Here is a 20,994-nt window from a genome sequence, read left to right on the forward strand (position 1 = left end):
CCGCTCGTGAAGGATACAAATTGAAGGAGAAAGAATGTATACAATAATTTCATTAACAATAATTGTGATTGTCGCTATCCTGGGCTTCATTCTGACGGTTCTGAACAAGCGTCGGATGGAAAAAGGTCTGGGCAGGAAGGTCGACAAACTAGAGGCCAACTCGATAAGCAATTGGATGGCGGTTGCTGAATCCGAAGAGCGTAGAAAATAAGAAAGGACCTAATCAAGAACTATGTTTCACCAGAGAAATATCGTGTGGGGATATACCATACTTGCAGCGCTCACAGCGCTAGCGATCTCGGGGGCGGTGGGATCGGTAATTGTTTCATTACTGATCGTCACCATCATTTCAATGCCCGTCATCTTTGTGATCAAAAAGATCTTTCCGGCTCCGGATTGGTATAAAAATGAGAACGAAAAAACAGGAATGACGAGTATGAATATCTCGTCACGCGACGAATAGTTATTTTACACCAGGCAGGAGCTCATAATTTCCCATCTCACGATTGTAGGAGTCCAAAGCTCCGACCGAGTCGGCCGTGGCATCGAGCATTTGTTTGGTCATTGCGATCGAATCGGAGAGCTGCTCGAAATCAAGAAGTGAGAACTTCTCCGGTGTAGAAATGGTCACGATCTCGTCGTTCAGATAGCTGAAGAAGTTTTCGATCGACTGCAATTGCCCTTCGACCAATTTGACGCTCTTTTCGATCTCGTCGAACGAAGCGATGCGGCGTTTGAGGATCTCAACGTTTGTCTGCTGAATGCGTTTGGTCTTATCGTCGCCGGCACTTTCCATTGCTCGAAATGCCTGTGACAACTGGTTGTGGACCGCTTGTCGGTTAATGGTCTTGAGATGCTGTTTGCGGCGGCGATAGACGTCGAGCAGATCGACGAAATCTTCCCAACGTTGATCAAGGGCCGTTAGATTTGACGGAAGACTTCCAACGCCTGCGAATTTCTTGTAATTATCCTGTATTTTGTTCTTCAGCCAACGCAGATATTCTACGGCTTCCCGTTCACGAGGCGTGAACGATTTGATCAGTCCCTCGCGATTGGCAACATGAGCCTCAAGCAACTTTTGGTGATGTCGCTTGTTAACGATCTGGCGATAGGACGGGAGTTGCGGCACAACGACCAGATATATCGCCTCAGCGACCAAGGCGATCAATAGTGGGATAACGCTCAGTGAAAAGACCGCAGCCGCCAGAAAACCGGCGAGAGCCCAAAAATTAATGAGTTCTTTTGCCGCTTCTTTGGCATAGCTCGTATTAAATCTCTCGATCTCCTGCCGGTATTTTGCGATATCTGCCATATCAAACTAACGTGGGTAACTTCTCGCTCAATGCGTTTCTTTCGACTTTATTACTTAGTTCGATTGACTTGTCTCGTTAACGATCACTTGGTCGAGCACATCAGCCTCGGCAACGTCGTTGCCAGCCTCGATCTGTTTACTCGGAGCCGGCGTTCCTGCACCGAGCATTCCCATCGATTGCTTATATTCAAGGAGTTTGTCCTGCAGTTGGATATCCATCGCTTCACGTTCGATGTCCTGCATCTGGGCATCGACGGAGCTTGAACCAAGCTGAAGTTTCGCTTCGGCGGCGGCAACACGGCGGTCGATCTTTTCGCGCATCTCGTTGAATGTCGATGAATCGTCGCCGATGTTGAAGGTGTCCATCGTCTGAGCGAGCTGTTCCTGCAGTTTCGCCTGCTTTGAAGCACTGATAAGCTGCATCGCCTCAGCAGTGCGCTTTTTCATATTGAGAACGTAATTGTCGCGGGCCTTAAGAGCCTGTTTGGAAGCGACCTGGGCGTGTTCGGCCTGAACTTCGGTCCGCTGGAGGTCCAACTGTGCCTGCTGTAGTTGACCGATGTATGCGGTCGCGATATCGTCGCGGCCCATTTTGACCGAGGCTTTGATCTTCGAATCGAGATCGACAACTTGTGTCGAAAGATTCTCTTTCTGTTTGAGCAAAAGCCGTTCGGTAGCCATCACTTGGGCGACCGAATTATTTAACTCAGGCACGCGGTCACGCATGTCGCGGATCGTCTGCTGCAGCACCAATTCGGGGTTCTCAATTTTATCAAGTGCAGCACCTGTACTCGCAAAAAATACTCGTTTTAATCTTGCCCACAATCCCATTTTATCTAACGGCTCCTCAAAAAAGTTTTACGCAACAACTTCTTGCCAACAACCTTACGACAGCAAAATATCCAAAGTTGCAAATTCCGATTTAGTATAACAGGAAAATCGATTTATGAAAGATAAATCAAACAGTTAGCGGGTTACAAAATTTGGTTTTTACTTGAAGTGGTTTACAGTTATCTCGCAGTGTCAAATTTTTCAATACGATGTCAGATTCCCTTGAAATCGTCGTCAACGAACTCGACCGGAAATTACTTAACGAACACCGGTTCGACTCTGCTTTGTTTGAGGAGTTAACGGCGATCCAGCGATCTTCAGGAATTCTTCACGGCGAGCGGCCAATTTGTCCGTTTCTCCGGCCATTCTTCCTTGCCGAATCGAAGTATAGATCGATCCAGAATGCTGCCGCATCGGTCTATAGTGCGTTTGGTGCTCTCACCAACGCGGCGCTTGCCGATGACCTTATTCTCGCGGAACTGGGCGTTTCGGAGAAGGAGGCGAGATGGGCCCGACTAGACCCTCGGTACTTGGACGTTTCAATAAACAGCCGGCTTGACACTTTTTTGTCGTCGAGCGGCTTTGCGTTTCTCGAATACAACGGCGAAAACCCTGCCGGTATTGGAGATCAAGAATCGCTCGAGCGGCTATTCACGCATATTCCGACAGTCCGACAATTCTTGAAAGACACCGAACATTATTTTCCTCAGCCGCAGATCAAATTGCTCGATGCACTTGATCAGGCGTATCGCGAATATGGCGGTTTGAAGGAGCGGCCAAATATTGCGATCGTGGATTGGGCCGGAGTCTCGACCGGAGCTGAATTTGAGATATTGAAGGATCATTTCGAAGCTCAAGGCTATCCGACCAGGATCTGCGATCCAACGGACCTCGATTATTTTGACGGCTCACTCGTATCCGGCGATTTTGAGATCGATGTCTTCTTTAAGCGAGTGATCATTCATGAGTTTTTAGACCGATTTGACGAACAGCATCCAGTATATCAGGCGATCACTGAAGGCAATGTCTGCATGGCTAATTCGTTCCGGTCAAAGATCCCGCATAAAAAGGCCGGGCTTGCGATACTCACAGACGAAAGATACAGCGATCTCTTCGATGCTGACGAACTGGCGGCGATCGCACTGCACGTTCCGTGGACACGAAACGTTCGTCACTGCAGAACGACGTATAGAGGTGAGGCCGTCGATCTGGTCGAGTTCGTGCGAGCAGAGCGAGAGCGTTTCGTGCTTAAGCCGAACGATGATTATGGCGGAAAGGGAATCAGCTTTGGATGGGAAAGCTCAGTCTCAGAATGGGATGACGCTATCAGCAGAGCACTCTCGGCACATTATGTTGTTCAGGAACGGGTGCCGGTCGAAAAAGTTGATATTCCTGTGTATGTAGACGGCGAAGCAAGAATGGAATCGATGACGGTCGATTTTGATCCGTTCCTTTTTCGCGGTGTTGTTGAGGGCGGGATGGTCCGTCTCGCGGCGGGTTCACTTGTAAATATTTCATCGGGCGGAGCTGAAACGGCTTTGGCGATATTGAAAGGATATTGATCCAACGCAAGTTTTGCCGGCTCTGCGCGTTCCGAAAACAGAAGTGAACGGCCCGTTTGGCCGCAAAGACGTATTTTAGGATGATGACGACAATGAAAAAACTAATATCTTGGGTCTTATTGTTAACAATATATTTCGGCCATATTGCTCCTGTTTATCTAACGGCAAATGCTCAGGTTGTTGGAAAAGCGATGAATGAAAAGATGAAAAATGTACCCGACGGGCTGAAATTTCGTCTCTCTGAAGGTGTCGAAGGAGCCGAAACTCGCATCAAGCAGCAGCTTGCCGCGACCGATCCACTTAGCGAAAGCGACACGAACGGATTGCTCAAGCGAATTCCCGAGATCAAATCTACGACAGATGACAAGACCGAATTCACAAAACGCATCGGCACGCTTCCCGCGCCCAAGACCGGAAACAAGATCCCGGTCAAATTTCCGTCCGACGAACAGCGCGCGCCGTTGAATGTGAATCCGAGCACTGATGCTCTGCAAGTTATTCGGTATTCGCCGGAAGGCGAGATTCCGCTTGCTCCCGATCTGAGCGTGACATTCTCGCAGCCGATGGTTGCGGTCACTTCTCAGGACGAAGCGGCGAAATACGCGCCGGTCGAACTGTCGCCGCAGGTCGAAGGAAACTGGCGTTGGCTGGGCACAAAGACGTTGATGTTCGATACGACAAAGCGTTTCCCGATGGCGACGAAATTCACTGCTCGCGTTCCCGCAGGAACAAAATCTGCGACCGGCCAGGCAACAACGAAAGACGTTATATGGACATTCACGACACCACCTCCAAAGCTCGAAACGATGATCCCGAACGGCGGAACGACCCGTCGAAATGCACTGATGTACGCTCAGTTCGATCAAGAGATCAACCCGGAGGCAGTGCTTCGCACGACGTTCGTTACAGGCGGCGGAAAGCGGCTTCCGATCAGACTTGCTACGCAGGCAGAGATCGATGCGGACAGCAGCATCTCATACTATTCAAAACAAGCTCAGCCAAAGCGTTGGATGGCGTTTCGTGCAGTTACAAGTGAAGGAACGACTGAGAACGCGTTGCCCGCTGCTTCGTCCATCGTTGTCACATTCGACAAAGGCACGCCCTCGGCCGAAGGTCCTTTGACGACCGTCAAGCCTCAGACGTACAGCTATTCGACGTTCGGTCCGATGACATTTAACGGCGGATGGTGCGGATGGCGGGAGAACAAGAACTGCACGCCGTTCGAAACCTGGTATCTCGAGTTCAGCAACGCGATCGACGCCGCGAAGTTTGCCAATGAATCGATCCGGATCGAACCGGCAGTCGAAGGGCTGAACATTTATCCGTCGGGCAATTACGTCTATATTCAGGGTTACAAAAAGGGAAGTACGACCTATAAGATCACGGTCAATAGCTCGATCCTTGATATCTACGGCCAGCTTCTTAGCAAGCCTGGAACTGCGACGATAAAGGTCGGCCAGGCCGCACAAAACCTTTATGCGCAGGGCGGCTACATGTCTGTACTCGACCCGACCGCGAAGCCCACTTTTTCGATATTTTCGACAAATCATAAGTCGGTCAAGGTGCGGCTCTATGACGTAACGCCCCAAGACTGGCATCAGTTTCAGGAATATGTTAAACGGCTAAACTACGACGACAATCAGCGTCCTAAGATCCCGGGGCGAGTTGTTTCGGACAAGATCGTTGAGATCTCCAGTAAACCGGACGAAATGGTCGAAACGCGGATCGATATCTCGGCGGCACTTGACGGCGGATTTGGCAATGTTATCGTTGACATCGAACCAACCGTCAGACGCGATAAATACGATAGAACCAGGATCTTTACATGGCTACAATCAACGCAGATTGGGCTCGATGCCTTTGTTGATAACAATGAACTCGTCGGATTCGCAACCGAGCTAAAAACCGGAAAACCCATTCCCGGAGTCGACCTTTCGATCTACCCGAACGGTAATTCCGCGAGCGGCAGCGTAGCTGTCGTAGAGCCGGGAATCATTGAACGGCTTTGGAATTGGGTTGCCGGCGGCCCAAATGCCGGTGAAATAGAATCGATCGATACCGACGGTACCGAATCCACTACTGAAACTGTCCCGGAGGCTCAAACCAATCGAACCGGTGAGAATGGCATTTTGCGGCTCCAACTCGCAAGCGAGCAGACACCGAAGGGCATGAATCTTCTTATTGCCAAACGCGGCAAAGACACCGCGTTTTTACCCGAGAACACTGATTACTATTGGCAGGACCGAGGAAATTGGTACAAAAAGAGTGAATACGATCAGCTGCGTTGGTTCGTATTTAACGACCGCAATCTATATAAACCGAAAGAAGAGGTCGCGATCAAGGGTTACATCCGTAAGATCACAGGCGGTAAACTCGGCGATGTCGAGGGACTGGGCGATGCGGCAAACGGCATCTCGTATTCCGTCAAGGATCCGCGGAATAATGAGATCGCGAAAGGCACGACCAACTTAAATGCGTTCGGAGCGTTCGATCTCAAGTTCTCGCTGCCCGATAACGCAAATCTTGGATATGCTCGCGTCGATCTCACAACCGATACCAGTGTTTACGGCGGCGGAAGCTATTCACATCAGTTTCAAATACAGGAATTTCGACGTCCCGAGTTTGAGGTTACCGCAAAGGTCGAATCCGAAGCCCCGCACTTTGTCGGCGGCAAGGCACTGCTTTCGGTTGAAGGGAAATATTACGCTGGCGGCGGTCTTGCAAACGCTGACGCAAACTGGACCGTAACGGCTTCGCCAACGAACTACACCCCGCCGAATCGCGGTGATTATACGTTCGGCACCTGGACGCCATGGTGGGGACGCTACGACTTTGGCGAATTCGGACGCGGCGGGTATGGCGGCGGTTCGTCGCAATCATTCAAAGGCGTCACAGATGCGAGCGGCAAACACCTGATCAAGATCGATTTTGAATCCGTAAAGCCTTCGCGGCCGTACACGGTTTCCGCTGCTGCTTCGGTACAGGATGTTAACCGTCAGACATGGTCGGCTTCGACATCGCTGCTCGTGCATCCCTCGGATCTTTATATTGGTGTCAAAACTGAGCGGACCTTTGTGCAAAAAGGCGAGAATATCAAACTCGACGCGATCGTTTCGGACATCGACGGCAAACTCGTTGCTGGCCGCGATGCCGAGATCAAGGCGGTCTTGAAAGATTGGGTCTTTGAAAAGGGAGCTTGGATCGACAAGATCGTTGACGAGCAGTTTTGCTCGATCCGATCTGCTGAGACTGCCCAAAAATGCAGTTTTGTCGCAAAAGCCGGCGGACGATATACGATCACGGCGACTGTGATGGACGACAAGGAACGGTTCAACGAGACCGAAATTACCGTCTGGGTTCCCGGCGGAAAAACACCGCCGAAACGAAACGTAGAACAGGAAAATGTTCAGATCATCCCGAGCAAGAAGGATTTTGCTCCGGGTGAGACCGCAGAATTGCTGGTCGTTTCACCATTCACACCGGCCGAGGGCATACTGACATTACGCCGTGACGGTCTGGTCAAGACCGAGCGATTTACGATGAAAGATTCGTCGATCACGCTCAAGATCCCGCTCGAAGAGAAATACCTGCCTAATATCACTGCCCAGATCGATCTCGTTGGCGCGTCCTCACGGACCGATGATAAAGGTGAGGTAGACCCGAAGCTCGCAAAACGGCCCTCATTTGCGGCCGGAAACATCAATCTCTCGATCTCTACCGATTCTCGCAAACTATTTGTGACCGCCGATGCCGTGGACAAAACACTTGCTCCCGGCGGATCGACCAAAGTGAACGTTGCGGTGAAGGACAATCGCGGCGAGCCTGTCGCAAATAGTGAAGTAGCGTTGATCGTTGTTGACGAGAGCGTGCTGGCACTCACACGTTACACGATCGGCGATCCGATGAACATCTTTTACACGCCACGTGGGGTAGGTACGACCGACTATCATTTGCGGAAGGACATTTTACTCGCCAACCCGGATGACATAAAGCAGATCCCGCAATCCGTAACAGCAGACGGAATGGCTGAAAGCGGGCCGCGACCGATCAGCGGTGGCGTCTTAGCTGCAAGACCTGCTGCATCGCCGATGAAAAAAGGCGAGAGAGCCCGTAATGAGATGGACGATAAGATGGTCGGTTCCGACGAGGAGAAACCCGAGTCTCCGGATACACCGATCAATCTGCGGCAGAATTTCAACGCTCTCGCGTTGTTCTCGCCGACCGTCAAGACCGATTCGAACGGCCGAGCAGTGATCGATATAAAACTGCCCGACAATCTGACGCGTTACCGCATCACTGCGGTCTCGGTCGATGCCGGAAAACGATTCGGCAAATACGAGTCGAACATCACGGCAAAACAGCCGCTGATGGTACGGCCTTCGGCACCGAGGTTTATGAACTTCGGGGATAAGATCGAACTGCCGGTAGTTGTTCAAAATCAAACCAACAAAGACATGGCTGTTGATGTTGCAGTTCGTGCAACGAACGCAAACCTGACCGGCGGCAATGGCAAACGAGTTCTCGTCAAGGCCAACGACCGTGCAGAGGTCCGATTCCCGGTTTCGGCAGACAAGGCCGGAACTGCGAGGTTCCAGATCGCGGTCACGTCCGGCAATTTCAACGATGCGGCGGAGATCAGTCTGCCTGTTTGGACGCCCGCGACGACGGAGGCGTTTGCGACCTACGGAACGACCGACCAAAACGGAGCTATCGTCCAACCCGTACAGACGCCGGGCGATGTTTACCCGCAATTTGGCGGGCTTGAAGTAACGACATCTTCGACGCAATTGCAGGAGCTCACCGATGCGTTCCTCTATCTTACAAACTATCCGTACGCCTGTTCCGAGCAGATATCATCGCGGATGATCTCGATCGCCGCGATGCGAGATGTTCTGTCGGCGTTCAAAGCAAAGGATATGCCGACAGCGGCTCAGCTCGAAGGTTATTACAAACGCGATATCGAGATACTGCAGTCGCGTCAGCGTAATGACGGCAGTTTTGGCCTCTGGAAACGTGATAAGGAGCGTTACGAGTATCCGTTCCTGACGGTCCACGTTGCACACGCTCTGGCCCTTGCAAAAGCAAAAGGCTATAAGGTTCCGCAGGAGATGATCGATAAGGTCAAACCGTACTTGAAAGACGTCGAAAAGCACTACGACGAATGGTACAAGTCCTCGCCTGAGGTCCGATGGACGATCTCTGCATACGCCTTGTACATCCGCGACATGATGGGCGACAAGGACGTTGCCAAGACCAAGAAACTCTTGGCCGAAGCAAAGATCGAGAAGATGCCGTTCGAGGCTCTGGGCTGGGTGTTGTCGGTGCTCGCTAACGATCCGAACTCAAAGGTCGAAACTGACGCGATCATCCGACATTTGATGAACCGCACGACCGAAACCGCCGCGACGGCAAATTTCGTCACCAACTACGGCGATGGTGCTTGGCTTATCATGTACTCAAACCGTCGTGCTGACGGTGTTCTGCTAGAAGCAATGATCAAAGCCGATCCAAAGAACGATCTCATTCCAAAGCTCGTTCGCGGATTACTCGATCACCGGACAAAAGGTGCATGGTCGAACACACAGGAGAATGTATTCATACTGTTGGCACTCGACAAGTATTTCAACACGTTCGAAAAGGTCACGCCTGACTTTGTCACGCGGATCTGGCTGGGAAATACCTATGCCGGCGAAGAAGCGTTCAAGGGACGCAGTGTCGACTCGAAAGAACTGAACATTCCGATGTCGTACCTTGCCGATCAAGGCGGAACGTCTAATCTGATCCTTGATAAACAGGGTGCGGGACGACTGTACTACCGTATCGGCATGAAATACGCGCCGAAGAATCTTAAGCTCGAACCGGCAGATTACGGCTTCACGGTTCTAAGGAAATACGAGGCGGTTGATGACAAAGAAGACGTCAAACAAAACGCGGACGGTAGCTGGACGATCAAGGCTGGAGCGAGGGTTCGTGTTCGACTCACGATGGTCGCACAGGCCCGGCGGTATCACGTCGCGTTGGTCGATAATCTACCGGCAGGACTCGAGATACTCAATCCCGGACTCGCGACAACCGAAGCGATCCCGGGTGATTCCGGCGGCAGCACCGGCGTTCTAACCTACGGCAGCCGTTCATATGGTTACGGTTCGTGGTGGTGGCGACAGTACTGGTTCGACCATCAGAACTTCCGCGACGAGCGAGCAGAGGCATTCGCTTCGTTGTTGTGGGAAGGGGTCTACAACTACTCGTATGTCACGCGGGCAACTACTCCCGGACAGTTCGTTGTTCCGCCTGCCAAAGCTGAGGAGATGTACCATCCCGAAACCTTCGGACGGACGGGCACTGATTTTGTGATCGTCGAATAGATGCTATGCAGATAAACCATCGGGCTGCCGGGAAATGCGAGTTCTCCGGCGGCCCAACCTAATTTTTATTCCGTTCCGGTATGATATTATCTTGTCTGGCCGGAGAACAGTTGGTTCGTAATAGTTCACGTGAAAACAAACCACCAAAGAGTGTCGGAAATACTAAATATCGAGGCAGAAGCAATCTCGCACGCGGCATCGAATCTTGATTCCAAAAGTGTAGATGATGCGATAGATGTATTATCAAAATGCCGCGGAAAGGTGATCGTTACCGGCGTCGGTAAATCTGGAGTCATCGCTGAGAAGATCGCCCAGACATTGACAAGTACCGGAACGATAGCGGTGTTCGTTCATCCGACGGATGCTCTGCACGGCGGTCTTGGGGTCGTTGCTCGCGAAGATGTGGTGATCGCACTGAGTAACTCGGGTGAAACTGATGAGATCCTTGCAATAATGCCGGCGATCAAACAGCGCGGAGCCGCCGTGGTCGCGCTCGTCGGTAATGTCAATTCGACATTGGCCCGTAACTCTGACGTGGTGCTCGACGGGAAAGTCGATCGAGAAGCGTGTCCGCTTAATCTTGCTCCGACGGCTTCAACCACCGTCGCTCTCGCAATAGGTGACGCGTTGGCGATGACGCTGATGGAAGCAAAAGGCCTAACGGCGACTGACTTCGCTGTCAATCATCCCGCCGGCCGCCTCGGCAAGCGGTTGACGTTGACGGTCCGCGATCTGATGCACCCGAGCCCGAATGTCGATCCTAAAGCAAACTGGCTTGACGTAGTAAAGGCGATCTCGACCAACGCCCTTGGTGCTGTAAATGTGGTAGATCACGATTCCACCTTGATTGGGATCGTTACCGATGGCGACCTTCGCAGAACCATCGAGCGAACGCATCCGGAATCATTTTCAGCGTTGACCGCCGAAGCTATGATGACGGTCCGACCAATCACCGCAACTCCGGAAATGCTTGCCTTTGATGCCCTCAGACTGATGGAAGACCGCCCTTCGCAAATATCCGTACTTCCAATTGCTGATGATCTTGGGAAATGTGTCGGCCTTCTTCGGCTTCACGATGTTGTGCGGAGCGGACTTTGAATCGAAATGGATGAACAACCCGAAAGTTTCATCATTCATCTGAGATGTGTATTACGTCAATTGCGAAAAGGGCAGCGAAATATGTTGTTAAGTAGAACGATCACAGCGATTTTTACAGTTTTTCTATTTGTTTCCGCCGTTGCGGCGCAGAAGGCCGAAGTTACGATCAGTCTAAACGAGCCGTTTTTCGACGCTTTGCTTGATTCGGTTTTTCTGAATTACGAGCCGCCACAGTTTTCGATAGCACGGGTCGGCAGCTACGATGATGCCGCGAATTCGGCTCTCTCGTTTTTTGGCTATCGTGGGCCTTCGGCAGAATCGGAACCTGGATTTTGCACCGAAACGGTAAAGATATTACGTGAAAACAACGGCGTCCGAACCGCCGTCCGATTCCGCGACGGCAAGGTCTATGTACCGCTTGCCTTTTCAGGCGGATATGCCCCACCTTTCATCGGATGTGTTGACTTTGCGGGAATGGCTGAAGCTGACGTCGATCTTGAGTTTGACGCAACAACACAACGTCTTGTCGGCCGGGCACGAGTTACCAACGTCAACCTAAATGGTACAGGAGGACTCGGCGGGACGGTGATCGCAAGGCTGATCCAGGGTTCTATCGATAAAAAGCTTAATCCTATCGAGATCCTAAGTCTTGAGAAAGTGTCGTTTGGCTTGCCGATACCGAATACCGGCCCGCTGAAGATGAAGGCAACCGGTGTCCGTCCCGAGATCTTGAACGGTTCCGTTCAGATCCGAATAACCTACGATTTCCTCAAAGGTTGAGAAGGAACGAAATCGTGCCGACAGGTGACGATTTAGTGCCTCAGATTCCATTTCAGCACGGAAAAGCCCCTAAACTCCAACATTTCAGCGAATGGAACGGTAATTGCTGTTACCATTGCAGGACGAATCAATATTCGCCCTTTAGCAATATGAAAAGGGGTGTCAAATGACTAAAAATCTTACCAGACAATTTATGATCTCGCTCGTTTCGGTGGGAGCGGTCGGTGCATTTATGGTTGCCGATGCAAATGCCCAGCGTAATCGCGGCAGAGATACACAAGACGCACAAAAGACTGAGCGACAAGACAATTCGCAGAACCAACGGCGTGCCCAGCCAGCCCAGCCGCAGGCTCCGATGCAGCAGGACCGGCAGCGGCGGCAGATCCAGGACAATACTCGCCAGCAGCAGATGCAGCAACAGCAGGTCCAGCGTCAGCAACAGCAGCAGCAGCAGCAGCAGCAGCAGCAGCAGGTGCAGCGTCAGCAACAGATCCAGCAGCAACGAGAGCGTCGTCAAATACAGGATAATACGCGGCAACAGCAGAGCCAGCAGCAAGTGCAGCAGCAGATCCAACGACAGCGTGACGAACAGTTCGGTCAGCAGCGGGATCGCCGACAGATCCAGGAACAGCAGACTGTGATTCGTCAGCAGCAAAACGACCAGCGACAGAGAGACGATCAATTGAGGCAAGTACGGAATCGTCGTCAGACCCAAAATCCCGCGAATACCGTACAACAGCAGCCGGGTACTGTTTACAACAACGCTCAAACTGACCGTCGTGTTCGGACTCAGCAGAATTCAAACACGTATAATCAGTATGATCAGCAGATAGACCGTACGCAGCAGCGTCGAATGCAGCAGAATAGTTGGTCACAGTACAACAATTACTGGGGCGGAAACTACCAAACTGTACAGAAGGAACGTTATCGCCAGATCCAGGCCCAGCGTCGTCAAGCATATTTGCGGTATCAGCAGCGTTATTGGGAGCGGATAAGACGCGACCAGATCAGGCTGCAGCAGGCTCAGTATTACGATAATTACTACAATAATTATCAGTACAACCGCGGCGGTTCGTATTACTACACCAGCCAGTACGGTGCTCAGATGCTTCGAGAAGCGGTTAACAACGGCTATGAAGAAGGCTTTTACGCCGGACAGGCCGATCGCCAGGACGGTTGGGACTTTGACTATCGAAACTCATATGGTTATCAAGATGCCGCCTTTGGGTATGACAGCTATTACGTCTCGATGGAAGAATACAATTACTACTTCCGTGAGGGATTCAGTCGCGGTTACGAAGACGGCTATTACAGCCAGAATCGCTACGGCAACTATTCGAGCGGCAAATACTCGATACTCGGCGCAATTCTCGGTACGATCCTCGAGTTTGTGAACGACTAAGAGTTGGACGATAGACGATCTGCGGCCTCGCTGAACCAAATTCGGCGAGGCCGTTTTTTGTTCAAAGATGCATGTTCCCCCAATATCTACTATGCTTGTCAGTAATGAAAGCACCGCTAGTCGCCATCATTGGCCGGCCGAACGTCGGAAAATCCACTTTGTTCAATCGCCTTGTCGGTTCGCGAAAGGCGATCGTAGGCGATGAGCCGGGCATCACGCGCGACCGAATGTTCGGTGAGGTCGATTGGAAAGCAGAGACGTTTAGGCTAGTAGATACGGGCGGTATCGTACCCGATGATGATGCAATAATCCCGCCAAATATTTTCAAACAGGCATCGCATGCGATCGACGAATCAGTCGCGATCATTTGGGTTCTCGATTCACGTGCGGGCATAACGCCGCTTGACGAGGAACTAGGCGTCTTGCTGCGAAATACCGGCAAACCGGTAATAATTGCTGCTAATAAATGTGAATCGAGAACGGTCGAAAACGAAGCCGGCGAGTTTTATCAATTCGGTTTCGAAATGTCTCCGGTCTCGGCAGAACACGGCACAGGCATAGGCGACCTGCTCGATATGGTCTTTGACCATCTTGTTTTTGAAGAAGAAGTCGAGACAGAAGCTTCAAACGAGATCAAGCTCGCGATCATTGGTAGGCCTAATGTCGGTAAATCTTCTTTGCTCAATCAGCTTCTCGGCGAAGACCGCGTTATCGTATCGCCGATCGCCGGCACGACCCGCGATGCGATCGACACGCATTTGACGGTCGACGGCCAAGACTATCTACTCATCGACACCGCCGGGATCCGCCGTAAAGGCAAAACGACCGAGATGGCCGAAAAGCTCTCAGTCATCATGGCCCGTAAGGCCCTTGAAAGAGCAGACGTCGCCATAATCGTCATAGACGCCGTCGAAGGCGTGACAAATCTTGATGCGAATATAGCGGGTTACGCCGTGGATTCGGGCTGCTCGGTAATAATCGCCGTTAACAAATGGGACGCTCTCGAGGAAAAAGAGACGAACACCATTTACGAATTTGAGCGCACGCTCCGAATGGCGATGAAGTTCCTCGATTGGGCACCGATCGTCACGATGTCCGCGCTAACCGGCCAACGAGTCAAGAATTTACTCCCGTTGGTAAATAAGGCAAACGCTGCCCGCAATTTGCGTGTTTCAACATCGAAACTGAACAAATTTTTCGAAGAGTCTATTTTGCAGCCAAAGGGCGGTTCGGCTCCGGCCCCGGTCAAAGGCGGCTTTTCGCGGCTAAAGGTGCAGTTTCTCACACAGGCAGGAATGCGTCCACCATTATTCATTTTGTTCACCTCGGGCGGGAAAGCCGGCCTTCATTTTTCGTATCTACGCTATATCGAAAACCAACTTCGGGAAGAGTTTGAGTTTTTCGCCACCCCTATCAGGCTTGTTGAGAGGCACAAAATGAAGCCTAAGAAGGGCTAGGTTCAACACAAATTTGGCAAACAAATTGGGTTTCGATAAGATGAGACGGTCGAACTGACAATAAACATTGGAACTTGCACTCTTAATATTCAAGCTGTTTCTGGCAGCGGTATTCGCCCTTGCGGGTTTCGCAAAATTGGCGGACCTAGCGGGCTCGCGAAAGGCCGTCGCGGATTTTGGTGTTCCGTCTCCTTTTGTCGGCTTCGTCGGTGTCGCGTTGCCCGCTATCGAGATAGCCGTCGCAGTTTCGCTGCTTTTTGCTATTTCTTCATGGTATGGTGCAATCGGCGCTGTCGTCTTGCTGACGATTTTCATCGCCGGAATGATCTATCAAATCGCAAAGGGCAATGCACCTGATTGTCATTGTTTTGGTCAGATTCACAGCGAACCTGTCGGAATTTCAAGTTTGATCCGGAACATCATCTTCCTTGTTCCGGCAGTGATCATCATTTCGAAAGGACCGGCCGGACAGGGCATGAGCGTGACGAGTATCGATCGTGATTCGCTCCAGTTGATCTTGGTCATCGCTGCGGTATTTCTGCTCGGAATTGCGGTCGAATTCTTGCGGAGAATATCGAAAGGGCAGGACGAGATCGCGAAACGGATAGACCTGCTCGAATTGGTTGCCAAAAACGGTGGTCAGGTTGAGCGCGAAACTGCAGGCCACCCGCACGATGGATTGCCGATCGGTGCAATTCTCCCCGATTTTGAGATCTCTGACATCGATGGGAACCCGACGACAACGAGAAGCCTCGTTTCCGGTGATGTTCCGCTTCTCTTGTTCTTTGTCAGTCCTAGCTGCAGTCCGTGTAAGGCACTTGTGCCTAAATTTCAGGAGTGGGCAGAAGAGCTTTCGGGGCGTGTGAAAGTCGTTTTGATAAGCTCAGGTACCGTCGAAGATAACGTCGATAAATTCGGCGGACAGATCACCAGAGCCCTGTTTATAGGCAAAGAAAGGGATTTCGCTGAATCCGTTAACGCGAAATGGACGCCTTCAGCATTGTTTGTTGATACAAACAGCAGGATCTCGAGCCATGTTGCGGCGGGCGACTCTGCAATAATTGAATTGGTCGAAAAGATCCGCACCGCCGACCTTCGCGACAAATTCTTGCATTTTACGGTTGGAAACGGGAGCGGACGCCATAGTCACGTTGATCTCGGTTCTCAAATACCGGAATTTACGATCGACGCGATCGACGGAAGCAAGATAAAGTCGAGCGAAATGCCCGGCAAACGAACATTGATCACTTTCTGGAGTACGACGTGTCCGCATTGCGATCGAATGGCCCCTGATCTGAGGGAATGGGATCTTGCCCGCACGCCTGATGATCCTGCCCTCATCTTATTTTCAGACGGAGAAAAGGAGCCGCATACAAAATTGGGGTTCAGGGCGCCGATAGTACTTGATAAGGGCAATAAACTATCGGCGAAGCTAGGCATGTTTGGCACGCCATCGGCGATCCTTATCGATGAAGAGGGAAGGTTCGCATCGGAGATTGCGGTCGGTGCTCCACAGATCTGGTCATTGATCGGAAAGACGAAATAGCCGTAAAGGCCGATAGAGCCGCTTGCCGCGACTAGCCGTAGGAATGAAATAGTCACTGATCTTGCGCCTGCATATTTTTTGCGTCTTTATGGCAGTGATATTTAGTTTTTTTAGTGATGAATAGACCTATCGAATGGAAAGTGACCGCTATTGACGGCGAGGCACGAACGGGAATTTTAAGGACGAGGCGTTCCGAGATCGAAACGCCTGTTTTTATGCCTGTCGGAACACAGGGAGCAGTTAAAGGTGTCCGCTTCGAGTGGCTCGAAAAAGAGATGGACGCCCGCATCATTCTTGGCAACACATATCATTTGTTCCTGCGGCCTGGAGTCGAAATAATTCGAAAACTCGGGGGGCTTCATAAATTCAGTACGTGGGATCGCTCACTACTGACAGATTCAGGCGGATTTCAAGTGTTTTCGCTGACAAAACTGCGAAAGCTCACTGAAGCCGGCGTGGAGTTCCAATCACACCTTGACGGCAGCAAGCAATTTCTCTCTCCAGAGGTGTCGATGGAGATCCAGGCTGCACTTGGTTCGGAGATTGTGATGGTCTGTGACGAAGGTCCGCCGGGGAACGCAGGCTTTGATGCCACCAGGGAAAGCCTTGAGATGACGGCCCGCTGGGCAATACGTTCTAAGGACCGTTTTGATGAATTACAGTCCAAGGGCGCCGATACCGGTTTTAAGGATACCGGCGGGCTAAGCGGTAACCAGTCGCTCTTTGGCATCATCCAGGGTGCCGGTCATTTGGAACTTCGAAAGGAAAGCCTGGAGCGAACGGTGAATATCGGCTTTGACGGATATGCGATCGGCGGACTCAGCGTCGGCGAAGAAAAAATTGTAATGTACGAGGTGCTCGATTATCTTGCAACCAAGATGCCGGCCGACGCCCCACGATATCTAATGGGCGTTGGCACGCCGGAAGATCTGATCGAAGGAGTGAATTGCGGTGTGGACATGTTTGATTGCGTTATACCGACCCGAAATGGTCGCACCGGAAGCGCCTTCACGTCGCGTGGCAAGATCAATATTCGCAATGCAAAATTCGCCGATGATGCCGGCCCGCTCGATCCGGATTGCCGCTGCTCGGTTTGCACGCGATATTCACTTGCATATTTGCGGCATTTGTATCAAGCAGGTGAAATGACCGCGGCGATCTTGATATCGCACCATAATGTGCATTTCTTCCTCGATACGATGCGGCGTGTCAGAGAATCGATTAGATCGGGAGCCTTTCAAACCTTTCGAAAGGAATTTCTGGCGAAATTAGCCGAGAACGACGCCAATTGCGTTTGATAATGGGAACTTTAACGTATATGATTGAGTTTTTGTCTGCATGTCGTACCAAATGATGAATAACTTACTCTTGTTTTTCCAGGGTGATCCGGCCGCGGGAGGTTTCCCGTGGTCAATGATCTTCATGATGCTCGCAATTTTCGGCATCTTTTACTTTTTGGTCATCCTTCCACAGAAGCGTCAGAAACAAAAGCTTCAGGAGATGATCGCAGAACTTAAGATCAATGACGAAGTCGTCACCAATGGCGGCATTATAGGCAAGATCAAAGAGGTCAGGGAGACCAGTTTCATCATCATGAGTGCCGATAAATCGCTGCTCGAAGTTGGAAAGGCCGCGGTCGTTGGCAAAAAAGCAGAATAGTTGGTTAGTAGATCGTAAAACGGTAGATCGAGGAACTCGCATAGATGTAATGTCTTGTTGAGCAGATCGATCGGCAATTTACGATTCACGAGTTATATGAAAAACACAGGTTTGTGGATCAGAACAGCAATCATTATCGCGATCACGCTCGCCGGGACTTATCTTGTCTTTGGCCCGCGTCGAATGCCCACCGGTGCTGACCTTACGTGGACGGGGATCAAGGCTAATTTGGCCGAGAATATCAATCTTGGCCTTGACCTTAGAGGCGGTTCGCATCTGGTCATGCGAGTTAAAACCGACGAGTATCTCAAAACGCTTACGGAAAATAGTGCACAAGCTGCACTTACGGCCGCTCAGGACGCAAAACTGCCTGTGACCGGCAACGTAATTGCAGCCGAGAATGGAAGCTATTCGGTCACACTCAATATTTCAGATCCGTCGCAGAGCCAGGCGGTGATCGATGAAGTAAAGAAAAAGGTCGATTTCATCAATTGGGCAGAGAGCAATAATGGTTCGACCGTCAGTTGGTCGCTCGGTGCGGCCGCCCAGGATGTAATGAAAAGGCAGTCGGTCGATCAGGCGTTGAAGATCATTGATAGCCGAATTAATGCATTCGGGGTCAAGGAGCCGACGCTCCAGAAGCACGGTGCTGAGACATCTGGCCAGATATTGCTTCAAATGCCGGGTGTAGATGATCCGGAACGCGTCAAAAAGCTGATCGGATCTGATTCGAATCTGGCGTTGGCAAAGATCGTGAGTCCTCCAAATCCTTCGCCCGTTCAGACATATCCGACACGCGAGGCTGCGTTGGCTTCGATCGGAGGTAAGGACACGCAAACGCGAAGGGTATTTCCTTATGCGGACCGCGACGAACCGACAAAAGCCGGAGCAAAACCAGCAGATCCGAAAGCTCCTTCACAGTTTGTCGTTATCGAATACCCATATGTGATTGACGGAAGCGAGCTTCGCGATGCGAACGCTGTGTCCCGTACCGGCAGCGAGGGCGATTATCAGATCTCGTTCTCATTCAAACCGGCCGGAGCTCAGAAATTTGGCGAATGGACCGGAAAGAACATTAATAACTATATGGCCGTCGTTCTCAACGACGAGGTGAAATCTGCTGCGTTCATCAAATCGCAGATCTTCGACAGCGGTGAGATCTCCGGCAAGTTTACAAAGACCTCTGCCGAAGACCTGGCACTCACGCTTAAATCGGGAGCATTACCGGCAAAGATCGAATATCAGGAAGAGCGCACCGTCGGGCCGAGCCTCGGTGCCGATTCGATCAAGTCAGGAGTAGAAGCCTCGCTCGGCGGGGTGGTGTTCATCGTAATATTCATGCTGTTCTACTACCGCGGAGCCGGAGTTAATGCAGTCGTTGCATTATTGTTGAACCTGCTGCTCACGATGGCTGCGCTGATCACGATCAAGTCTACATTGACATTGCCGGGTATCGCCGGGCTGATCCTTGGTATCGGCATGGCGGTAGACTCGAATGTGCTTATATTCGAGAGGATCCGTGAGGAGCTCCGAGCCGGACACGATGTTGCCAAATCGATTTATACCGGATTTGACAGAGCGTTTATTACGATCATCGATACTCACGTGACGACGATCATTTCAGCTGCCATTTTGTACCTTTACGGTACCGGCCCGATTCGCGGATTCGCAGTCACTCTGGTGCTGGGACTTTTGATCAATCTGTTCTCAGCCGTCTTTGTTTCACGTACCATATTTATGTGGATCCTGCATCGAAACAAGGATTTGAAAACCGTCAGTATTTAGCCGAGATCCAGTAGTGAAAAGAGCTACAAATTTAAGATGATAGAAATTTTTAAGAACATCAATGTTGATTGGATGGGATGGCGCAAGCCGCTGATCTTTATCTCGATCATTGTCCTGCTCGCGGGACTATTTTCAGCAATTGGCCGCCAGCTAACCCAGGGCGGGACTGATGCCTTTAATCTGGGTGTAGATTTTCAGGGCGGGACGGTCGTGACGGCCAAGTTTCGGCAAAAGCCCTCGACTGATGAGATTCGCTCAGCACTTCAGACCGCCGGAGTGTCCGAAGCTGTCATCCAGGATTCGACCGATAAGACGGACGAAGTGCTGATAAAGGTCCCGAATATTGGCGAGCGTAAAGACGTTTGTCCGGATGTTGAGGGCGAGGCCAGCCGATGTTTTGTTAAGAAAGGTCTTGACACGCTTGGTAAGGAGGCCGAAGGCGCCGCAACGCTTGCCGACGACACTGCGGCTGCATACAAGATCGTTGGAACTGACACAGTTGGGCCCGTGGCCAGCGAACAGCTTCGAAACCAGGCTGTGATTGCTACATTGCTCGGGCTTGTCGGTATCTTGTTGTTCATCGCATTCAGATATGACTGGACCTATGCTGCCGGAGCGGTCATAGCCGTTTTTCACGATGTCCTGATCACACTGGCGTTCTTCTCGGTCTTTCAATGGGAGATTAGTCTTACCGTTTTGGCTGCAATGTTGACGTTGGTTGGTTTCTCGGTAAATGACTCGATCGTTATTTTTGACCGAATCCGAGAGAATATTACCTTGCACCGAGGAAAATCGATCTACCTGTTGACCAATGACTCGATCAATCAGACGATGTCGCGAACCATTGTTACCAACGGTCTGGTCTTCTTGTCGGTCCTTGCACTCGTCCTGTTTGGGGGTGAAGTTCTCAGGGGATTCTCGTTGGCGTTGTTCGTTGGTTCGATCTCGGGAACATATTCGACGATTGCGATCGCCAGCCCGATAGCTATTTGGTGGCAGGGTAAACTTGGCGGAACAAAAGTCAAAGAGGTTCTGGTTCCGGAAATGGGCGAGAAACTGGCGACGGCTTCACGCCGCAGCGTGACTCGAAGGCCCGTTACGAGATAGAAGAATCCGGACCGGAAATTGGTGAGACCAAAACGTTAAAAAAAGTGCAAAACAGCTGAAATCAAGGCAATTATTCTTGACTTTCATTTT

Annotated in this window: 15 protein-coding genes; 12 read left to right on the forward strand and 3 right to left on the reverse strand. The window is 51.1% G+C overall.

Going from position 1 to position 20,994, the window contains the following annotated elements:
- Positions 1 to 232: 232 nt before the first annotated feature.
- Positions 233 to 463: a hypothetical protein gene (locus IPK01_17425; GenBank protein ID MBK7935213.1), complete on the forward strand. Its 231-nt coding sequence runs from the start codon at positions 233 to 235 to the stop codon at positions 461 to 463.
- Here the strand turns inward: IPK01_17425 and IPK01_17430 are convergent, their stop codons facing one another.
- Both IPK01_17430 and IPK01_17435 read right to left on the reverse strand, forming a co-directional pair.
- Positions 464 to 1,312, reverse strand: a complete 849-nt coding sequence (locus IPK01_17430; GenBank protein ID MBK7935214.1) for a hypothetical protein — start codon at positions 1,310 to 1,312, stop codon at positions 464 to 466.
- Positions 1,313 to 1,366: 54 nt separating this feature from the next.
- Positions 1,367 to 2,143, reverse strand: a complete 777-nt coding sequence (locus IPK01_17435; protein ID MBK7935215.1) for a PspA/IM30 family protein — start codon at positions 2,141 to 2,143, stop codon at positions 1,367 to 1,369.
- Between the two features lie 209 nt (positions 2,144 to 2,352).
- Between IPK01_17435 and IPK01_17440 the strand changes: the two genes are divergently transcribed.
- The 4 genes from IPK01_17440 to IPK01_17455 all read left to right on the forward strand — a co-directional run bounded on the left by IPK01_17440 (position 2,353) and on the right by IPK01_17455 (position 11,948).
- Positions 2,353 to 3,705, forward strand: a complete 1,353-nt coding sequence (locus tag IPK01_17440) for a hypothetical protein (protein ID MBK7935216.1) — start codon at positions 2,353 to 2,355, stop codon at positions 3,703 to 3,705.
- 92 nt (positions 3,706 to 3,797) lie between these two features.
- Positions 3,798 to 10,070: a hypothetical protein gene (locus tag IPK01_17445; protein ID MBK7935217.1), complete on the forward strand. Its 6,273-nt coding sequence runs from the start codon at positions 3,798 to 3,800 to the stop codon at positions 10,068 to 10,070.
- 120 nt (positions 10,071 to 10,190) lie between these two features.
- Positions 10,191 to 11,168, forward strand: coding sequence for a KpsF/GutQ family sugar-phosphate isomerase (locus IPK01_17450; GenBank protein ID MBK7935218.1), 978 nt, complete (start codon positions 10,191 to 10,193; stop codon positions 11,166 to 11,168).
- 81 nt (positions 11,169 to 11,249) lie between these two features.
- Positions 11,250 to 11,948 (forward strand): hypothetical protein, encoded by a 699-nt coding sequence (locus tag IPK01_17455; GenBank protein MBK7935219.1) that lies wholly within the window; start codon positions 11,250 to 11,252, stop codon positions 11,946 to 11,948.
- 127 nt (positions 11,949 to 12,075) lie between these two features.
- Here IPK01_17455 and IPK01_17460 read toward each other — a convergent pair whose 3' ends face one another.
- Positions 12,076 to 12,717 (reverse strand): hypothetical protein, encoded by a 642-nt coding sequence (locus IPK01_17460; GenBank protein MBK7935220.1) that lies wholly within the window; start codon positions 12,715 to 12,717, stop codon positions 12,076 to 12,078.
- Positions 12,718 to 12,801: 84 nt separating this feature from the next.
- Between IPK01_17460 and IPK01_17465 the strand changes: the two genes are divergently transcribed.
- The 7 genes from IPK01_17465 to secF all read left to right on the forward strand — a co-directional run bounded on the left by IPK01_17465 (position 12,802) and on the right by secF (position 20,904).
- Positions 12,802 to 13,350, forward strand: a complete 549-nt coding sequence (locus IPK01_17465) for a hypothetical protein (GenBank protein MBK7935221.1) — start codon at positions 12,802 to 12,804, stop codon at positions 13,348 to 13,350.
- A gap of 104 nt (positions 13,351 to 13,454) precedes the next feature.
- Positions 13,455 to 14,807, forward strand: coding sequence for a ribosome biogenesis GTPase Der (der, locus tag IPK01_17470; GenBank protein ID MBK7935222.1), 1,353 nt, complete (start codon positions 13,455 to 13,457; stop codon positions 14,805 to 14,807).
- 67 nt (positions 14,808 to 14,874) lie between these two features.
- The gene (locus tag IPK01_17475) at positions 14,875 to 16,353 is read left to right on the forward strand and encodes a redoxin domain-containing protein (protein MBK7935223.1); all 1,479 of its coding nucleotides are present in this window, start codon (positions 14,875 to 14,877) and stop codon (positions 16,351 to 16,353) included.
- Positions 16,354 to 16,469: 116 nt separating this feature from the next.
- Entirely contained in the window at positions 16,470 to 17,651 is a 1,182-nt protein-coding gene (tgt, locus tag IPK01_17480; GenBank protein MBK7935224.1) for a tRNA guanosine(34) transglycosylase Tgt, read from the forward strand.
- A 55-nt stretch (positions 17,652 to 17,706) separates the two neighbouring features.
- Entirely contained in the window at positions 17,707 to 18,012 is a 306-nt protein-coding gene (yajC, locus tag IPK01_17485; GenBank protein MBK7935225.1) for a preprotein translocase subunit YajC, read from the forward strand.
- Between the two features lie 96 nt (positions 18,013 to 18,108).
- Entirely contained in the window at positions 18,109 to 19,797 is a 1,689-nt protein-coding gene (gene secD / locus IPK01_17490) for a protein translocase subunit SecD (protein MBK7935226.1), read from the forward strand.
- Positions 19,798 to 19,833: 36 nt separating this feature from the next.
- Entirely contained in the window at positions 19,834 to 20,904 is a 1,071-nt protein-coding gene (gene secF / locus IPK01_17495) for a protein translocase subunit SecF (GenBank protein MBK7935227.1), read from the forward strand.
- Positions 20,905 to 20,994: the final 90 nt, after the last annotated feature.

The organism is Acidobacteriota bacterium, from assembly GCA_016713675.1.
Classification (GTDB): domain Bacteria; phylum Acidobacteriota; class Blastocatellia; order Pyrinomonadales; family Pyrinomonadaceae; genus OLB17.

Bases quoted from the DNA above. Each gene is read 5' to 3' on its own strand.
- IPK01_17425 (MBK7935213.1), top strand. From the start codon at position 233: ATGTTTCACCAGAGAAATATCGTGTGGGGATATACCATACTTGCAGCG.
- IPK01_17430 (MBK7935214.1), bottom strand. From the start codon at position 1,312: ATGGCAGATATCGCAAAATACCGGCAGGAGATCGAGAGATTTAATACG.
- IPK01_17435 (MBK7935215.1), bottom strand. From the start codon at position 2,143: ATGGGATTGTGGGCAAGATTAAAACGAGTATTTTTTGCGAGTACAGGT.
- IPK01_17440 (MBK7935216.1), top strand. From the start codon at position 2,353: ATGTCAGATTCCCTTGAAATCGTCGTCAACGAACTCGACCGGAAATTA.
- IPK01_17445 (MBK7935217.1), top strand. From the start codon at position 3,798: ATGAAAAAACTAATATCTTGGGTCTTATTGTTAACAATATATTTCGGC.
- IPK01_17455 (MBK7935219.1), top strand. From the start codon at position 11,250: ATGTTGTTAAGTAGAACGATCACAGCGATTTTTACAGTTTTTCTATTT.
- IPK01_17465 (MBK7935221.1), top strand. From the start codon at position 12,802: ATGCAGCAGAATAGTTGGTCACAGTACAACAATTACTGGGGCGGAAAC.
- der (MBK7935222.1), top strand. From the start codon at position 13,455: ATGAAAGCACCGCTAGTCGCCATCATTGGCCGGCCGAACGTCGGAAAA.
- tgt (MBK7935224.1), top strand. From the start codon at position 16,470: ATGAATAGACCTATCGAATGGAAAGTGACCGCTATTGACGGCGAGGCA.
- yajC (MBK7935225.1), top strand. From the start codon at position 17,707: ATGAATAACTTACTCTTGTTTTTCCAGGGTGATCCGGCCGCGGGAGGT.
- secD (MBK7935226.1), top strand. From the start codon at position 18,109: ATGAAAAACACAGGTTTGTGGATCAGAACAGCAATCATTATCGCGATC.
- secF (MBK7935227.1), top strand. From the start codon at position 19,834: ATGATAGAAATTTTTAAGAACATCAATGTTGATTGGATGGGATGGCGC.